Below are 14140 nucleotides of genomic sequence, written 5' to 3'. Positions count from 1 at the left end.
GCTCTCTAGTGGTGGAGCAGCAATCCTAAATCGGCAATGGGGTGAGGGGATTGAATAAATCGGACAGTTTTTTGTTGCCAGCTTTTCCTGAATTGCCCGGGTGTCAGCTTAGTAAATTGTTTGAATTCTCTAATCTGGTGGGCCTGGTCGCTATAGTAACTGCGTGATAAATGACAGTCTATTAGACCGTTTTTTAGACTGTATTCACGCCTAAGTTGCAATAGCCACTGCTTAGGGCTAAAACCTAAGGTGCTTTTACAAAGGCGTTGCAAAGTGCGTGGGTGCATATGCATTTGTTCGGCAATAGACTCGACATTCGAATACTGCTCAAGGCTGTTGTTGCTGTTGAGCAGCTGTTGCTGCCTTTCACTATAATAGTCGTTTGCACGATTTTCGATGCGATCTAATAGGGGCGCAAAAGCAGCTATGTCTTTTGGGCAGTTCGGTTTTAGAGGGTGTCGTGCGGATATATAGTTTATCAGGCCCTGGGTTTCTTCCCAGTTTAGAATGTCGTGCAGGCTCAAACCCGGGTTGTAAAAGTGGATGCCGAATAGGCATAGAGGGGATATGGTCGCTCGTTTTTTACTGAACAAATTCCCGGTCTTCAAATGTGGTCTAACCTTTACTTCTTTTTCACAGGGTTCTATGAAAAAGAACAACTGAGACATATGATTGGAAAAGACTTGCCCGCTAGTTTTTTGTAGCGAGCCATCATCATTGAAAAACACTAGTCTCTGCACGTGCTTAAAGCGCGCTTTGCTAAGAGCGAACTCAATATAATAACTATTCTTTGGGCTCGCGGATAAAGTCTCCATCGGGTCCATCTGTGTTCTAAAGAGTCTTATTTTTGATAACGATAGCAGCCATCTTCATCAAAATCGCGCTTGATTAACCCTTGCTTCCAAAGATGGTTAAGGTGGGCGAGGGCCTCACCCATAGCTAGGCGAAACTGAATGCCTTTTAATTCGCGCTTATAAATAATATCAATACTATCAACTGCACGAATCGGCTTTTCGCAAGCCTCTAATAGCCCATCGAGATCTTTCTTGTGGCCAGCTTTTAGTTGATTAAGACGGTTGTGCAAACCGTAAAATGGGTCGCCATGGGATGGCAGCACTAAGCAATCTTTTGGTAGCTTGAAGAACTTTTCCATCGAGATTAAGTATTCACTTAAGGGTGATTGGTTTGGCTCAAGGGACTGCACACTAATATTGGGGGATATTTTAGGTAATATTTGATCACCTGATAATAAGATATTGAGTTCAGGGCAATACAAGCAGGCATGCTCTGGAGAGTGGCCGTAACCAATAATAATTTGCCAGCGACGGCCGGCGATATTGAGCTCTTGCCCTTCTTCTAAACGTTCGTAGCAGATGGGTAGTGGCGCGGTAATTTTGGATAAACTGCCGGTATTTTTAATGAAATCTTCCATCTGCTCGGTATTTAAACCGCAGCGATGATAAAACTGTGTGAGCTCCCAGTTGTTTTCGCGATTATTGCCCTTAAAAAGTGCGCGAGCTGTTAGGTATTCACGCTGAGTGATATAAAAGCTCGCCTGGTATTTGTCGCACAACCAGCCGGCTAAACCAAGGTGGTCGGGGTGCAGGTGAGTCGCGATAACCCCAAGCAGTGGTTTTTCGATCATCATGCGATCGCAAATTTTTTCCCACAGTTGCTTGGTTTCTTCACTGCCGATGCCGGTATCAACGATATACCAACCTTTGGCATCTTGTAAGAGATAAACATTGATGTGTTTTGGGTGGAAGGGAACCGGCATTCTAATCCAGTACACCCCAGTTGCCACTTCCGTTAAATCACCGGCTTGCGGAACGGCAAGCTCACTGTAATCAATGCTAAATTCACTCATATCACTCTCTCAATCGGTGCCGCTTAATAAGAATATTGAATCATCGGGCGACCGCGTGGCTATCGACTAATAGGCCTTTATTATAGGGTATGCTCTAAATTATGTCGTTTCAGCAGGATAGCGGCCGAGAATCGTCTTGAAATCGCTACTGGTATTCGGCTCGGCTAAGCGACATAATTTCTTTGTCTATCATACTAGGCCTTCCCGCTGAGCGAACAAAGGGTAAAAAGGATCAAGCAGTCTGTCTAAAAAGGACATTTGGGGCTTTTTTAGACAGCCTAGCCTAATCTTGCAGCTCATCAGGTCCAGATGAAAAATAAATCAATAAGGAATGTATCCGCATGAAAAAATCCTTTAAGCAGCTATCTATTGCCGCGTTGGGTGGCTTGGCTGCCATTGCACTACCGGCAGGCTTACAGGCCGGTGCTGCCAACACCATCGCCAAAGGTGAAAATGCCAGCTTTGTAGAAGCCTCGGTAAACAAGCAGGCTAAGCAGGCAACGGCTTTAGCCGATAAACTGTGGTCCTTGGCTGAAATGGGCTATCAGGAGCATAAAAGCTCAGTAGAGATGCAAGAGCTGCTTAAGCAGGCAGGTTTTAAGGTTAAAGCCGGGCTTGCGGGTACAGAAACTGCCTTTGTGGCCAGCTACGGTAAAGGCGGGCCCGTAATTGCCATATTGGCTGAAATGGATGCCTTACCGGGTTTTAGTCAGGCTGCAAAGCCTGAAAAAATGGCCGAGCCTGGCATGAATTCGGGCCATGCTTGTGGCCATCACCTTTTTGGTGCCGGCTCGTTAACTGCGGCGATCGCGGTGAAAGAATGGCTGAAAAAAAACAAGGTGGCGGGCCAGATTCGTTTATACGGCACGCCAGCTGAAGAAGGCGGATCAGGCAAAGTCTATATGGTACGCGAAGGCTTGTTCGACGATGTCGATATTATGTTGCACTGGCACCCTGCCAATAAAAACATCGCCCCTGTGGGTACTTCTTTAGCCAATAAATCCGCTAAATTTCGCTTTCATGGTATCGCCTCTCATGCTTCGGCGGCTCCGCAATATGGCCGCTCGGCTTTGGATGGCGTAGAGGCCATGAACATGATGGTGAATATGATGCGTGAGCATATTCCTAGCGATGCGCGTATTCACTATGTGATTACCAACGGTGGTGAAGCGCCTAATGTGGTGCCTGAGTTCGCTGAAGTTTTTTATTATGTGCGCAGCCCTGCAGCAGAAACCCTAGTGCCTATTTGGGAGCGTGTAGAAGATATTGCTAAAGCCGCGGCCATGGGGACGGGAACTAAGGTGGAATGGGAAGTTATCCATGGCAACCACAGTGTTTTACCTAATGTGGCCTTGGCTGAGTTAATGCACAATAGCTTGGCGCAGTTTGGTGGTTTTAGCTATAGCCCTGCAGAGCAAAAGTTTGCCGATAAAATACGTATCAGTTTGGGCGAGCGTGGTGAAAAGGCCAAGGGTGACGAAGCCAAAATATACCCCTTCAGCAAAGCCATTAATTCATCTGGTGGTTCAACCGATGTAGGTGATGTCAGTTGGGTAGTGCCAACCGTTGGTTTGCGTACCGCGACTTGGGTGCCTGGCACTTCGGCCCATAGTTGGCAGGCGGTTGCTGCTGGTGGTACCAGTATTGGCCATAAGGGCATGTTGCTGGCTGCCAAGACGATGGCGACGACTATGATCGATCTCTATCAGCAGCCTGAAGTTATTAAGGCAGCGAAAGCAGAATTTGAAGAGCGCCGAGGCAAAAACTTCGAATATAAAGCCTTGCTCGGTGATCGTAAGCCGCCACTAGACTACCGCGTTAAAAAATAATCTTTTCTATCATGCCTAATAGCGTTTTCCAAAAACCACACAGTAAAGGGGAGCGCTATTATGCAGCCCAGGGCCTGTTAACACTAATTCGGCCATCACTGTTAGCGCTAAAATCGCCTTAATCACGGCGCGAGGCGCGTAGTTTGGTCGCTCCAAATAAGCAACGAGCAACACCGAGTAAGGCGATTTTAGCCTAACCCTTCGTACCCAAAGGGCATAAAGGCCGACTTATTTCATCGCTCGGCTGTGTTAGTGCTCGCTATAGTGGAATGACCACAATACGCTCACCCTGCCTAGCCGAATCGATGAAATAAGTTCGGCAGTGATGGCCGAATTAGTGTTAACAGGCCCTAAGAACTTGCCCAGAAATACGATAAAATCGCCAGTTGGTGGCAGCAGCAACATCGTGATTCGCAATATGGCATTCACCAGTTTGAGCAAGCGCTAAGGTTTACTAAGCAAGAGGGCCAGGCCTTAGATGTTGGCTGTGGTGCAGGTGGGCGATTTATCAATCGTTTGTTGGCTTCGGGTTTTAGTGTGGATGGCGTGGATGTCTCCCCTAAAATGATCGACCTGGCTCGGCAAGCACACCCTAGTGGTAATTTTTACTGTGAAGATATTTGTCACTGGCAGACGAGTAAACAGTATGACTTTATACTGGCCTGGGATAGCCTGTTTCATTTACCCCTCGACCAACAGGTTCCAGTTTTGAAAAAGCTAACGAGCATTCTCAAAAGCGGTGGAGTATTGTTTTATACCTTTGGGGATGCCGAAGGTGATCATTATGATCGTTGGCGTGATGATGACTTCTATTACAGCTCGGTAGGTATTAATAAAAATATTCAAGTGCTTTTGGAAAACAATATGCAGCCTAAACATTTAGAGTTGGATCAGTTTCCAGAAAAGCATGTCATGATGATTGCTATAAAATCCGGCGGTTAAACGTTTGGCATTGCCAGAGATATATCACTAAAGCGTTAAGCGAATTTAAGAGCTGGGAAGGTGAGGCCTGAGCCAAACCTTTGAGTAAAAGCGATAGAAAATCAAAATGGCTTTTACAATATAATCTGCAATCAAAGCGCCAAATATCCATTCCACCGAGAGGCCTAGCATTTTAAATACTAGGGCTACGGCCATGCGGGTCAGCAAAAAGCCACAGAAAGTTGAAAGCAATGGGAAGCGTGTATCACCCGCACCGCGCAGGGCGCCGCCCAGAGCAAAATCTACCGCCATTAAGGGCTGAGAGATGCCTAGCATTAATAAAAATACAGCCGTTAAACGTATAACTTCAGGATCATTCACCATAAAGCTGGCTAGCGCTGTGGCGTAGTAAATGGTAAGTCCGCCCATTAGGGTCATGGTTAATACGGCCCAAAACAAGGTGCGATAACCTATGCCAATGGCTAGCTCTGGGTTACCTGCGCCTAATTCCTGCCCGACTAAGGCTGAGGCGGCCACACCAAAGCCGGCACCAATCACGATGGTGATGGATAAGATTCCTAGACCAACGCCGTATGCTGCAAAGGCTTCGGTGCTATAAGTTGCGACTACGGTTAAAAATAAAAATAGGGCGATTTGAATCACTAGCTGCTCGGCGATTGCCGGATAAGAGATGTGCCAAAGCTTCTTTACGGCTAACCAATCATTTTTAATGCTGCTCGATAGGTAGGGCAGTTGCAGGCAGTGTCGGCGCCACAGCAGCCAAGTTAAAATGCTGCCCAATACATAAGCAATGCCACCACCCAGTGCCGTGCCACGAATGCCTAATTCCGGAATATTCAGCAAAGGCCAACCAAAGGTAAGGGCCGCACAAAGCGGTAGGAATAGCGCATTGCAAACCGCAGTGATATAAAGCGGTACCCAACCATCGCCGGTAGCTCGCAGTGCCGAGGTAATTAAAACGATAATCGCAAAGTTTGCATTGAAGGCGCTGGAGAAGCGCACATAATCAATGGTTGCTTGCTTAGCTTCGCCTTGTAGTTGAAACACATCGGCTAAATAAGGCACCAGCCACATAAACAGGGCGCTGGCTACAATACTTAGTGCGATGCCGAGCTTTACACTAAGGCTGGCTTGTAGCGCCGCTTCTTTGGGGTCACCCGCACCCCAAGCATGGGCGATTAATGCCGTCGCACCAGCACTTAAGCCCATAATGCCAGCATAAACAATAAAGAAGATTCTCGAGCCTGTGGTAACAGCGGCCACTTCAGCCGTGCCTAAGGTGGCCACAATTTTTATTACGGCAAGATTAACCAGATTAAATATCAAAAATAAAGAAATACTCGGCAGAGCGAGGCCGAGAATAGAGGGGCGCTTAGAGTTGGCTGTCGCTTCCATGGTTGCAGGCTTTGGCCCTGTATCAATGCTCGAATATATCGCAGGCATTTAATCTTTGAAATTATCCCTCCAGTGTAGCAGCTGGAGCTGATTTCTAAACAGAGCCAAAGTGTCACCTTCCGTGGTGCGAAATGGTCAAGGGGCGTTTAGCTGGCCTTACTTTGGGGCACCGCTTTTAAAAGCCCTAGTAGGCGTTGTCTTGGTGTCATTATTAAAACATTGCCAATCAGCACCAATAACAGTCCTAAGATACTTAACCAAGTCCACTGGAAGCTTTCAAACCAGGCCGATAATTGCAGCGCAATCACTGGGAACAGCAAGCTGGCATAAGAGGCCTTATCGGCACCTAGACGGCCGACCAAGGTTAGATAGCAGCTAAAGGCAATAATGGAGCCGAATACAGAAAGATAGAGCAAGGAGGCAATATATTCTGGGCGGCTATCAAAATTGAATTCTAGCCCCATCAGCGCGGCAATTACCATCATACTCAGCGCTCCGTAACTCATGCCGAAAGCATTGGCTTGTAGCACGGGTATTTTTCGTTCTTGATTGTGTGAAGACAAAATATTACCGAGCGAGGCACAGTAGGTGGCGGCAAAGCCTAATCCCAGCGCCAGCCATATATCGCCACCTGCACTTTCTACCGCAGCAAGCTCAGGCCAGAACACCATGGAAATACCGATAATACCTATCATGGCGGCCAGCAAAACATGGCTTTGTATTGGGCGGCCTAAAATGATTCGCCCATTGAGAATATTCAAAAATACAATGCCTGCGAAAATCACCGCCACTAGACCTGAGCTGATTCTTTCGGTGGTTAAATACATAAGCCAGTAATTTAAGCCAAATAAAAAATTGCCCTGCAAAAACATCAGCAAATGTTCACGCCAAGCAAAGCGCAAGCGTTTGCCGAACAGGGCACAGAAGAGCATTAATAGAATACCTGCGAGGGCAAAGCGATAGGCCACAGAAACCAAGGATGCAACTTCACCAAGCTGAAAGGTGATTGCAAACCAGGTGGAGCCCCAAATCAGGACGGTGGTGAGGTAAAGACTCAGATTATTCACGGTAACTCTCGGTTAAGGGGCTCTTAGTTCTCGCTATACATTGTCGCTTTAAATAGCGCCTTAGCAGCGAAATCGGGCCCATTGCTATGACAAAAGCTTTATGAAAAGATAAGCCATTACAAGCTGACAATACATGTACAGTTGGGTAAACGGTACATGCCACTGTCATGGTGCTTTTACCAATACACTTTTCTATTTTGGATTCAATGTTGCCGTATAGCATCGGCGAGGAGAGCAGTTTGGCATTGCTAGCGATTAATCGCCACGACGAACAACCCCTAGTAGAGCAAATTGTTCAGGGCTTTAGTCAAAGAATCGAGCAACGCTCGATGCGATCAGGCAGCAAAGTCCCTTCAATTCGTCGTTTTGCTGAGGAACATGGGGTAAGCCGCTTTACTGTGGTGCAGGCCTATGATCGTTTAGTTGCCTCCGGGCATTTGCAGTCTCGTAAAGGCTCTGGCTTTTATGTTGGCAAGCTGGCGGCAACAGAAAATGTGCAGACGGCTTGTCGGCTAGATAGGGCGGGCGATATCTTATGGTCACTGCGCCAAGCCTTAAAAGACGGCCAGCATCGCCTTCAGCCAGGCTGCGGTTGGCTGCCAGCTACCTGGATGGAAAGCACCAATGTGCAGCGCAGTTTACGCCAGCTTTCTCGCCAAAACGGTGGGCACTTAGTTGAGTACAGTCAAGCGGGTGGCTATGTACCATTGCGTCAGCAACTTTCAAGACGTATGGAAGAAGCTGGAATTCGAGCTGAAGTGCCGCAAATAATTACTTGTCACGGCGCATCTCATGGGGTGGATTTGGTTTGTCGATTAATGCTCCGCCCGGGGGATAAGGTATTAATTGATGACCCGGCTTATTTTAATCTATTCGGCATGCTTAAACTTTTTGGGGCGGAAGCATTACCTGTGCCACGAAACGAAGATGGCCCGGATATAGCGGCCTTAAAAGCTTTATTGCAGGAGCATCAGCCCAAGCTGATGATGACCACGGCGATTTTGCATAACCCGACCAGTAGCTGCATCAGTCCAGGTGTTGCTTTTGAATTACTAAAGCTTGCAGAGCAGCACGATTTTTATCTTTTAGAAGATGATATCTATGGTGATCTACACCCCAATCCTGGCCCGCGCTTGGCCTCATTGGATCAATTAAATCGGGTGATTTATGTCAGCAGCTTCTCCAAGACCATATCCGCAGCATTGCGGGTGGGTTACATCGCTTGCCGACAAGACCTCGCCAACGAACTGATGGATTTAAAGCTACTCACCCAGTTAACCTGCAGTGAAATAACCGAGCGCACGGTACACGCTACCTTAGTGGATGGCTTTTATCGTAAGCACTTAAGCCGTTTGCATGGCCGCTTAGAAGAAGCTCGAGAGCAAGCCAGCAATGGCTTAGAGCAGCTTGGTTTTAAAATTTTTGGGCAAGCCGAGCACGGTCTCTTTCTATGGACTGAAGTGCCTGAGGGCTCATTGAATTGTATTGAGCTCGCCCAGAAGGCCATGGAAAATGACATGGTGCTCGCACCCGGTAATGTCTTTAGAGCCGAAGGGCAGGGTGCGAACTCGATGCGTTTTAATGTGGCCAATACCGGGCAGGAAGCATTAAGTTTATTAGCTAAAATACTTGATGCAAACTAGCTCCGCTTTCGCCAGATGATGGCGTATAGGGCTTGGCTTATAGGCCTTGGCTTGTAAAGGTTGGTTTAGCCAAGGGAGTAGTCCATAAAAGCATCATCTAATTTGTTGGCAAATAAATGGTTGCTGTAATTACTAAGAGTCTTAGCAGAAATGGCGACGAGAATTGCCAAGACTACTTCTTCTTCATAGCCTTCGGCAAACGCCTTAGCGACCACTGCCTCACTAGGACGACCCCGGCTTTGATTAAGCTCTATAGTGAGATCTCGCAAAGCTGACAACTTGCTATCATCGATAGCTTCGCCACTGCGCAGGGCGCTCAACAAGGTTGCGGGCATCTGAGCCACTTTATCGGCAATCATGCTGTGTGCGGCTAAGCAATATTGGCAGCCGTTATCCTTACTGATCGCCAAAAAAACCACTTCTTGCTCAATTGGGCTGAGCTTGCTGTTCTCGCGAAACTCAGAGTAGCTCTTTAAGTAACTGCGCAGCAGAGCCGGTGAGTTGGCCATGCTGCGATACATATTAGGTACCAGGCCTAAATTCGCCATGGCGGTGCCGAAAAGCTCAGCTTGTTCTGGTCCGGCCACCTCATCACTGATGGCTTCAAGGTTTTGAAATACAAAGTGCTGTTGTACTGACATAGTGTTCTCCAATGCTTAAATTTGCTGAATGTCTGTTTGCTCAGACAGTGGAGCTAGTCTATTTTTGTGTTTATATTGGAACAATAACCTTGTAATTAACATATTGTTTAATAAAATGAACAATGGTTCGAGGGGTATTTCCAAACAAGGCTGAAACATTTCAAGAAGGCTAAATAGATGCAAAGAAGTAAGTTGCTACCAGCATTGATCAGCTTTGCAGAAGTCGCAAAGCAGCAGTCTTTTACAGCGGCGGCTCAGCAATTAGGATTAAGTAAGTCGGCCGTAAGCCAACAGATAAAGCGCCTTGAAACGCAGCTTGGCCAGCAGCTGCTGTCCCGGCACACTCGTGGTATGAACTTGACGGCACAGGGGCAGCGCCTACTGGCACGCTGCGAGTTCCTGCAGCAGCAAGTGGATCATATAATCAACGAAGTAGAACAGCAGAAAGAACGCCCATCTGGGCGTTTTGCCGTTACGCTACCGCATTCTTGTGAGTTGGATATTGTGATTCCTGCTGTTCAGCAATTATGTGTGGAATTTCCTGAAATTGAGCCCCATGTCGACGTCAGCGATCAACCTAAGGATTTAATTCAAGATAAATACGATGTGGCCATTTACGCTGGTGATCTGGCTGATAGTCAGTATCGCGCGCTGAACATTGGCAAAAGCCAAGAGCTGCTCTGCGCGGGTGCAGCTTATTTGCAAACGGCGAGTAAATTATCTTCCCCCGAGCAATTGCTGGAGCAAGCGATGGTTGCGGCGCCATGGCAAGATAAAAGCATTGAATTGCATCATGAGCTGCATGGGGCAATGTCATTGGAGCCACAATTTATTTGTCGCTGTAATAGCCTCAGCAGCAGCTTGAGTTTTATTGAGAATGGCCTGGGGATTGGACTAATTCCTGAGTTTGCTCTCGCTCAGGCCTTGCGTGCAGGGCGTTTGATAAAAATCCTTGAGGGTTATCGCGGAAAAACTTGGCCGTTTTATTTTCTGCACCGTTTTCACGGAGAAAAGCCAGTTCATGTTGAGCGTTTCTACCAATTGGTAAGGTACTATTTTGAGCAGGCTAACAAGCGATGATTTAATAGCTGTTCTATATTTTGATTTTGGCTTTATGGAAAGCCAGAGCTTTTAGAGTTTTCCTTCTTGGGTAGCCTTCTTCTTACAAATAAAAAACGGGCAATAGCAGTCCAACTACTATTGCCCGTTAGCTCCTCGAACTCGCTTGGCTCAGATTACTTTTTTTGAGCCATATAATCCATAGTTAAATTCACCAATAATTTAACACCTAGCTTCATGCCCTCGTCTTCAACACGAAACTCAGGAGTATGGTGCGCAGGCGCCTCACTAAGTGGACGGTCTTTTGCTTTGCCACCAACAAATAAGTACACACCGGGAACTTTTTCTTGGAAGAAAGAGAAATCTTCAGCACCGGTCACTGGGTTTACTTCTTGCACGTTCGCATCGCCTGCTGTGCGAGTCAGCGTTGGTAACATTTGACGCATTAGCTCTGGAGTGTTGTAAGTTACCGGATAGCTATAGTTCAGCGGCAGAGTTACCTCAGCAGTAGCGTTCATGCTCTTAGCGATATGCTCAGCCTTGCGACGTACCCCTTCGTGTACCTTTTCACGCACGCCTTCATCTAAGGTGCGAATTGTACCGATAATTTCAACTTCATTTGGAATAATGTTTGAGCGAATGCCGCCTTGAATCTTGCCCACAGTCACTACGGCGGCTGATTGAGTAAGGTTGGCTTCGCGGCTTACTACGGTTTGTAATCCCATGATGATTTGTGCCGCGGTAACGATCGGATCAGTACTTAACCATGGGTAAGCGCCGTGGGCTTGTTTACCTTTTACGACAATCTTGTATGGGTCAACGGCTGCCATAATGCCGCCGCTACGATATTTCACTACGCCAACATCGGTCTGTGAATTGATGTGCAAGCCAAAAATTGCATCTACATCCGGGTTTTTCAGAACGCCTTCTTTCACCATCAGTTCAGCACCGCCTTCTTCACCATCTGGGGCGCCTTCTTCGGCAGGCTGGAAAATAAACTTCACCTTGCCCTTAAGCTGATCTTTATGCTCGACAAGAATTTTAGCCGCACCCATCAGCATGGCCATATGGGTATCGTGGCCACAGGCGTGCATAACGCCGGTTTCTTGACCTCGATAGGTAGACTTAGCTTTGGAGGCGTAGGGTAGGTCAACGGTTTCTGTTACCGGCAGGCCATCCATGTCAGCACGTAGCGCAACGACAGGGCCGGGCTTGCCGCTATCTAATACAGCCACAACACCGGTATGAGCAACTCCCGTTTGTACCTTCAGACCTAAACCTTTGAGGTATTTGGTGACATATTTGGCGGTTTCAAATTCGCGATTGGAAAGTTCAGGATTGGCATGAAAATGGTGGCGCCATTCGATGACTTGAGGCTCGATTTTATCGGCCATTTTGCTCACGCTATCGCTGGCGAAAGCCGGACTTGCTACGGCAACAGCTAAGCTGGCCAAAGCAAAGGAGAGGGGCTTCATCATAATACTTCCTTTAGTTTTTGTTTTGCTATGTAAGAGTATAACGATTGAGGAAAGAGAGACCAGAATTAGCTTAGGCATATCAGTAAGTTTTACAAATGCTTTAGCTTGCTTATTCTGCTGAGTCTTTGCATAAAATGATTTTTATTGTGTTGGGGCGGCCAAAATCATTTTTTGCTATTGTATGTCGACTTAATTTTCACAATGGAGCCCACCATGAAAAAAAATGCTCAGATAGCCACCGTTTTATTTTTACTCAGCTGTTTATCATTTGCCCAAGGGCTGCAATCCAAAGAGGTCTTATCTTGGCTGGAGATGGTAGATAGCGGTAAATATGCACAAAGCTGGGATTTGGCTGCACCATTTTTTAAATCTCAGGTGGCCAAAGAAGATTGGCAAAAAGGCCTAACTCAGGTGAGAAAGCCGCTTGGTAAGGTGCTGAGTCGTCAGATCAGCAATAGTGATATTCGCTCGTCATTGCCCGGAGCGCCAGTAGGTGAATATATCGTGGTGACTTTAAACGCCAGTTTTGAAAATATGGCTAGGGCGACAGAGACTGTGACCTTAAAGAAAGAAGGTTCTGATTGGCAGGTTGTTGGCTACTATATTAAATAAAGCTTGAATTGAGAGCTGTAAACCAATTTTCTCTTTAGTTACCCTTTGGGGCTGCCCGGGTTAACTGGTTGGTCGTTATGTGAGCTAAACAGAGGTAATTTAGGCGAGTTACCGTATTTGTTTGCGATTAGATTGAATTGTTGTCTTAAAGACCTTGACTTTATGTGGTCTGGACTATAGCCTGCCTTCAGCTGAAAACGAGTAGCTTTTTACAGTTCCATTACGACGTAATTTATATTTCATCGTCCTGCAGTTGTTAAAGAATTTATCTGTTTCTTCATGCTAAACACGCCTCATGAAGGCACTATTATTTTTACCTACGGGATTTTATCTAATGTCTGACACTGTTACTGGTACCGTTAAGTGGTTCAACGAAACTAAAGGTTTTGGTTTTATCGAGCAAGAGAACGGTCCTGATGTATTCGCACACTTCAGTGCTATTTCTGGCAACGGCTTCAAAACTTTGAATGAAGGCCAAAAAGTTGAGTTCACTGTAACTCAAGGTCAGAAAGGCCCTCAGGCTGAGAATATCGTTGCGCTATAAGCAAAAACGGTAGACATCTCTCAAAAAGCAAGCTTCGGCTTGCTTTTTGCGTTTTTAAGGGGGTAATTTGTTGTTATCCCGCTGGATTTAGAGCCTTGATCCTTTGCAATACAAAAATTAAGGGCTTTTTTAGCTTACCATGATGCCGCAAGTCTTTATTCTTATACTTTGCCTATTCCCCATAGGCCTCAATGCCCAGCAATTGGTCGATAAGCATTATCAAGTCAAAAACACACAAGACTACTTCCCAAACAGTAATCGACCGCGGGTCAAAATAGATGCCGCTCATGCCAATTTCCATACCTTGGAGGGCAAATATCAGCCCTTTGCTAAGGTGCTCAGCAATGCGGGCTTTCAGGTTTCCAGTAATCTGAAAAGCATCGATCGGGACTTGCTTAAGAGCACTGATATCTTGGTGATTGCCAATGCCTTACATCCGCAGAATCGTAGAAACTGGGATTTACCCAATTACCCTGCATTTAAGCGCAGCGAAATAGAAGCGCTTTTTAATTGGGTGAAGGCGGGCGGTTCATTGATGTTGATTGCCGATCATATGCCCTTTCCTAAAGCGGCAGAAGAGCTGGCTGAAATTTTTGGTTTTCACTTCTCAAATTCTTATGTCGAAATACTAGGTAGCCGTGAGCAGTATTTTGAGATTAGTGATAACAGTCTCCAAAGCCATGCGATTCTTACAGGGATGCAAGGCTCACAATCGATCTCTAAAGTTCGTGGTTTTATGGGGCAGGCCTTTCTTTCGCCCCCGCAAGCTAAACCTATTATGAGTTTTAGCAAGGCGGCTGTGGCTTATATGCCGAAGAAGTCTTGGGGTATAAACGATGATACACCAACTATTCCAGTTCAGGGCTGGCATCAGGGGGCAAGCTTAGAGTTGGGAAAAGGTAGGCTGCTGGTGTTTGGTGAAGCCGGTATGTTTACGGCTCAAGTGTCCGGTAAAGAACAATGGAAAATGGGTTTAGCTGCGAAGGGCGCTGAACAGAACGAGCAGTTTTTAATTAACAGCTTGTTGTGGTTGGCGAGAAAGATATAAGTTCCTCGCCCCGGA

General features: G+C 46.6%; 13 protein-coding genes. 7 read left to right on the top strand and 6 right to left on the bottom strand.

Going from position 1 to position 14140, the window contains the following annotated elements; all coding sequences use genetic code 11:
* Window positions 1-5 precede the first annotated feature (5 nt).
* Together Q1A41_RS11115 and Q1A41_RS11110 are read right to left on the bottom strand one after the other, a co-directional pair.
* The gene (locus tag Q1A41_RS11115; protein WP_299978614.1) at window positions 6-593 is read right to left on the bottom strand and encodes a helix-turn-helix transcriptional regulator; all 588 of its coding nucleotides are present in this window, start codon (window positions 591-593) and stop codon (window positions 6-8) included.
* Window positions 594-841: 248 nt separating this feature from the next.
* A complete protein-coding gene (locus tag Q1A41_RS11110) occupies window positions 842-1867 on the bottom strand; it encodes an MBL fold metallo-hydrolase (RefSeq protein ID WP_299978611.1) in 1026 nt (341 codons plus the stop codon).
* Between the two features lie 341 nt (window positions 1868-2208).
* On the opposite strand from Q1A41_RS11110, the gene Q1A41_RS11105 reads away from it, so the two are divergent.
* Window positions 2209-3696: an amidohydrolase gene (locus tag Q1A41_RS11105; RefSeq protein WP_299978608.1), complete on the top strand. Its 1488-nt coding sequence runs from the start codon at window positions 2209-2211 to the stop codon at window positions 3694-3696.
* Between the two features lie 378 nt (window positions 3697-4074).
* Window positions 4075-4638: a class I SAM-dependent methyltransferase gene (locus tag Q1A41_RS11100; RefSeq protein ID WP_363322374.1), complete on the top strand. Its 564-nt coding sequence runs from the start codon at window positions 4075-4077 to the stop codon at window positions 4636-4638.
* 45 nt (window positions 4639-4683) lie between these two features.
* Here the strand turns inward: Q1A41_RS11100 and Q1A41_RS11095 are convergent, their stop codons facing one another.
* Together Q1A41_RS11095 and Q1A41_RS11090 are read right to left on the bottom strand one after the other, a co-directional pair.
* Window positions 4684-6081 carry an MATE family efflux transporter gene (locus Q1A41_RS11095; RefSeq protein ID WP_299978605.1) on the bottom strand — a complete coding sequence of 466 codons (1398 nt, stop codon included), beginning with the start codon at window positions 6079-6081 and terminating at the stop codon, window positions 4684-4686.
* A 98-nt stretch (window positions 6082-6179) separates the two neighbouring features.
* Window positions 6180-7100 carry an EamA family transporter gene (locus Q1A41_RS11090; protein ID WP_299978602.1) on the bottom strand — a complete coding sequence of 307 codons (921 nt, stop codon included), beginning with the start codon at window positions 7098-7100 and terminating at the stop codon, window positions 6180-6182.
* Between the two features lie 167 nt (window positions 7101-7267).
* On the opposite strand from Q1A41_RS11090, the gene Q1A41_RS11085 reads away from it, so the two are divergent.
* Window positions 7268-8743, top strand: coding sequence for a PLP-dependent aminotransferase family protein (locus Q1A41_RS11085; RefSeq protein WP_299978599.1), 1476 nt, complete (start codon window positions 7268-7270; stop codon window positions 8741-8743).
* A gap of 65 nt (window positions 8744-8808) precedes the next feature.
* On the opposite strand, the gene Q1A41_RS11080 is transcribed toward Q1A41_RS11085, so the two are convergent.
* Window positions 8809-9384: a carboxymuconolactone decarboxylase family protein gene (locus tag Q1A41_RS11080; protein ID WP_299978596.1), complete on the bottom strand. Its 576-nt coding sequence runs from the start codon at window positions 9382-9384 to the stop codon at window positions 8809-8811.
* A gap of 177 nt (window positions 9385-9561) precedes the next feature.
* On the opposite strand from Q1A41_RS11080, the gene Q1A41_RS11075 reads away from it, so the two are divergent.
* Window positions 9562-10464 (top strand): LysR family transcriptional regulator, encoded by a 903-nt coding sequence (locus tag Q1A41_RS11075; protein WP_299978593.1) that lies wholly within the window; start codon window positions 9562-9564, stop codon window positions 10462-10464.
* A gap of 155 nt (window positions 10465-10619) precedes the next feature.
* Here the strand turns inward: Q1A41_RS11075 and Q1A41_RS11070 are convergent, their stop codons facing one another.
* Window positions 10620-11921: an amidohydrolase gene (locus Q1A41_RS11070; protein WP_299978591.1), complete on the bottom strand. Its 1302-nt coding sequence runs from the start codon at window positions 11919-11921 to the stop codon at window positions 10620-10622.
* Window positions 11922-12134: 213 nt separating this feature from the next.
* On the opposite strand from Q1A41_RS11070, the gene Q1A41_RS11065 reads away from it, so the two are divergent.
* The 3 genes from Q1A41_RS11065 (at window position 12135) to Q1A41_RS11055 (ending at window position 14125) form a co-directional block, all read left to right on the top strand.
* Window positions 12135-12533, top strand: coding sequence for a DUF4019 domain-containing protein (locus tag Q1A41_RS11065; RefSeq protein ID WP_299978588.1), 399 nt, complete (start codon window positions 12135-12137; stop codon window positions 12531-12533).
* 334 nt (window positions 12534-12867) lie between these two features.
* Window positions 12868-13077 carry a cold-shock protein gene (locus Q1A41_RS11060; protein ID WP_299774630.1) on the top strand — a complete coding sequence of 70 codons (210 nt, stop codon included), beginning with the start codon at window positions 12868-12870 and terminating at the stop codon, window positions 13075-13077.
* A gap of 139 nt (window positions 13078-13216) precedes the next feature.
* Complete coding sequence (locus Q1A41_RS11055; RefSeq protein ID WP_299978585.1) at window positions 13217-14125, top strand: hypothetical protein; 909 nt, start codon at window positions 13217-13219, stop codon at window positions 14123-14125.
* The last annotated feature ends 15 nt before the right edge of the window (window positions 14126-14140 follow it).

This window comes from uncultured Pseudoteredinibacter sp. (genome assembly GCF_947502065.1).
Lineage (GTDB): Bacteria > Pseudomonadota > Gammaproteobacteria > Pseudomonadales > Cellvibrionaceae > Pseudoteredinibacter.
This window is presented reverse-complemented; position numbering and strand designations above follow the sequence as displayed.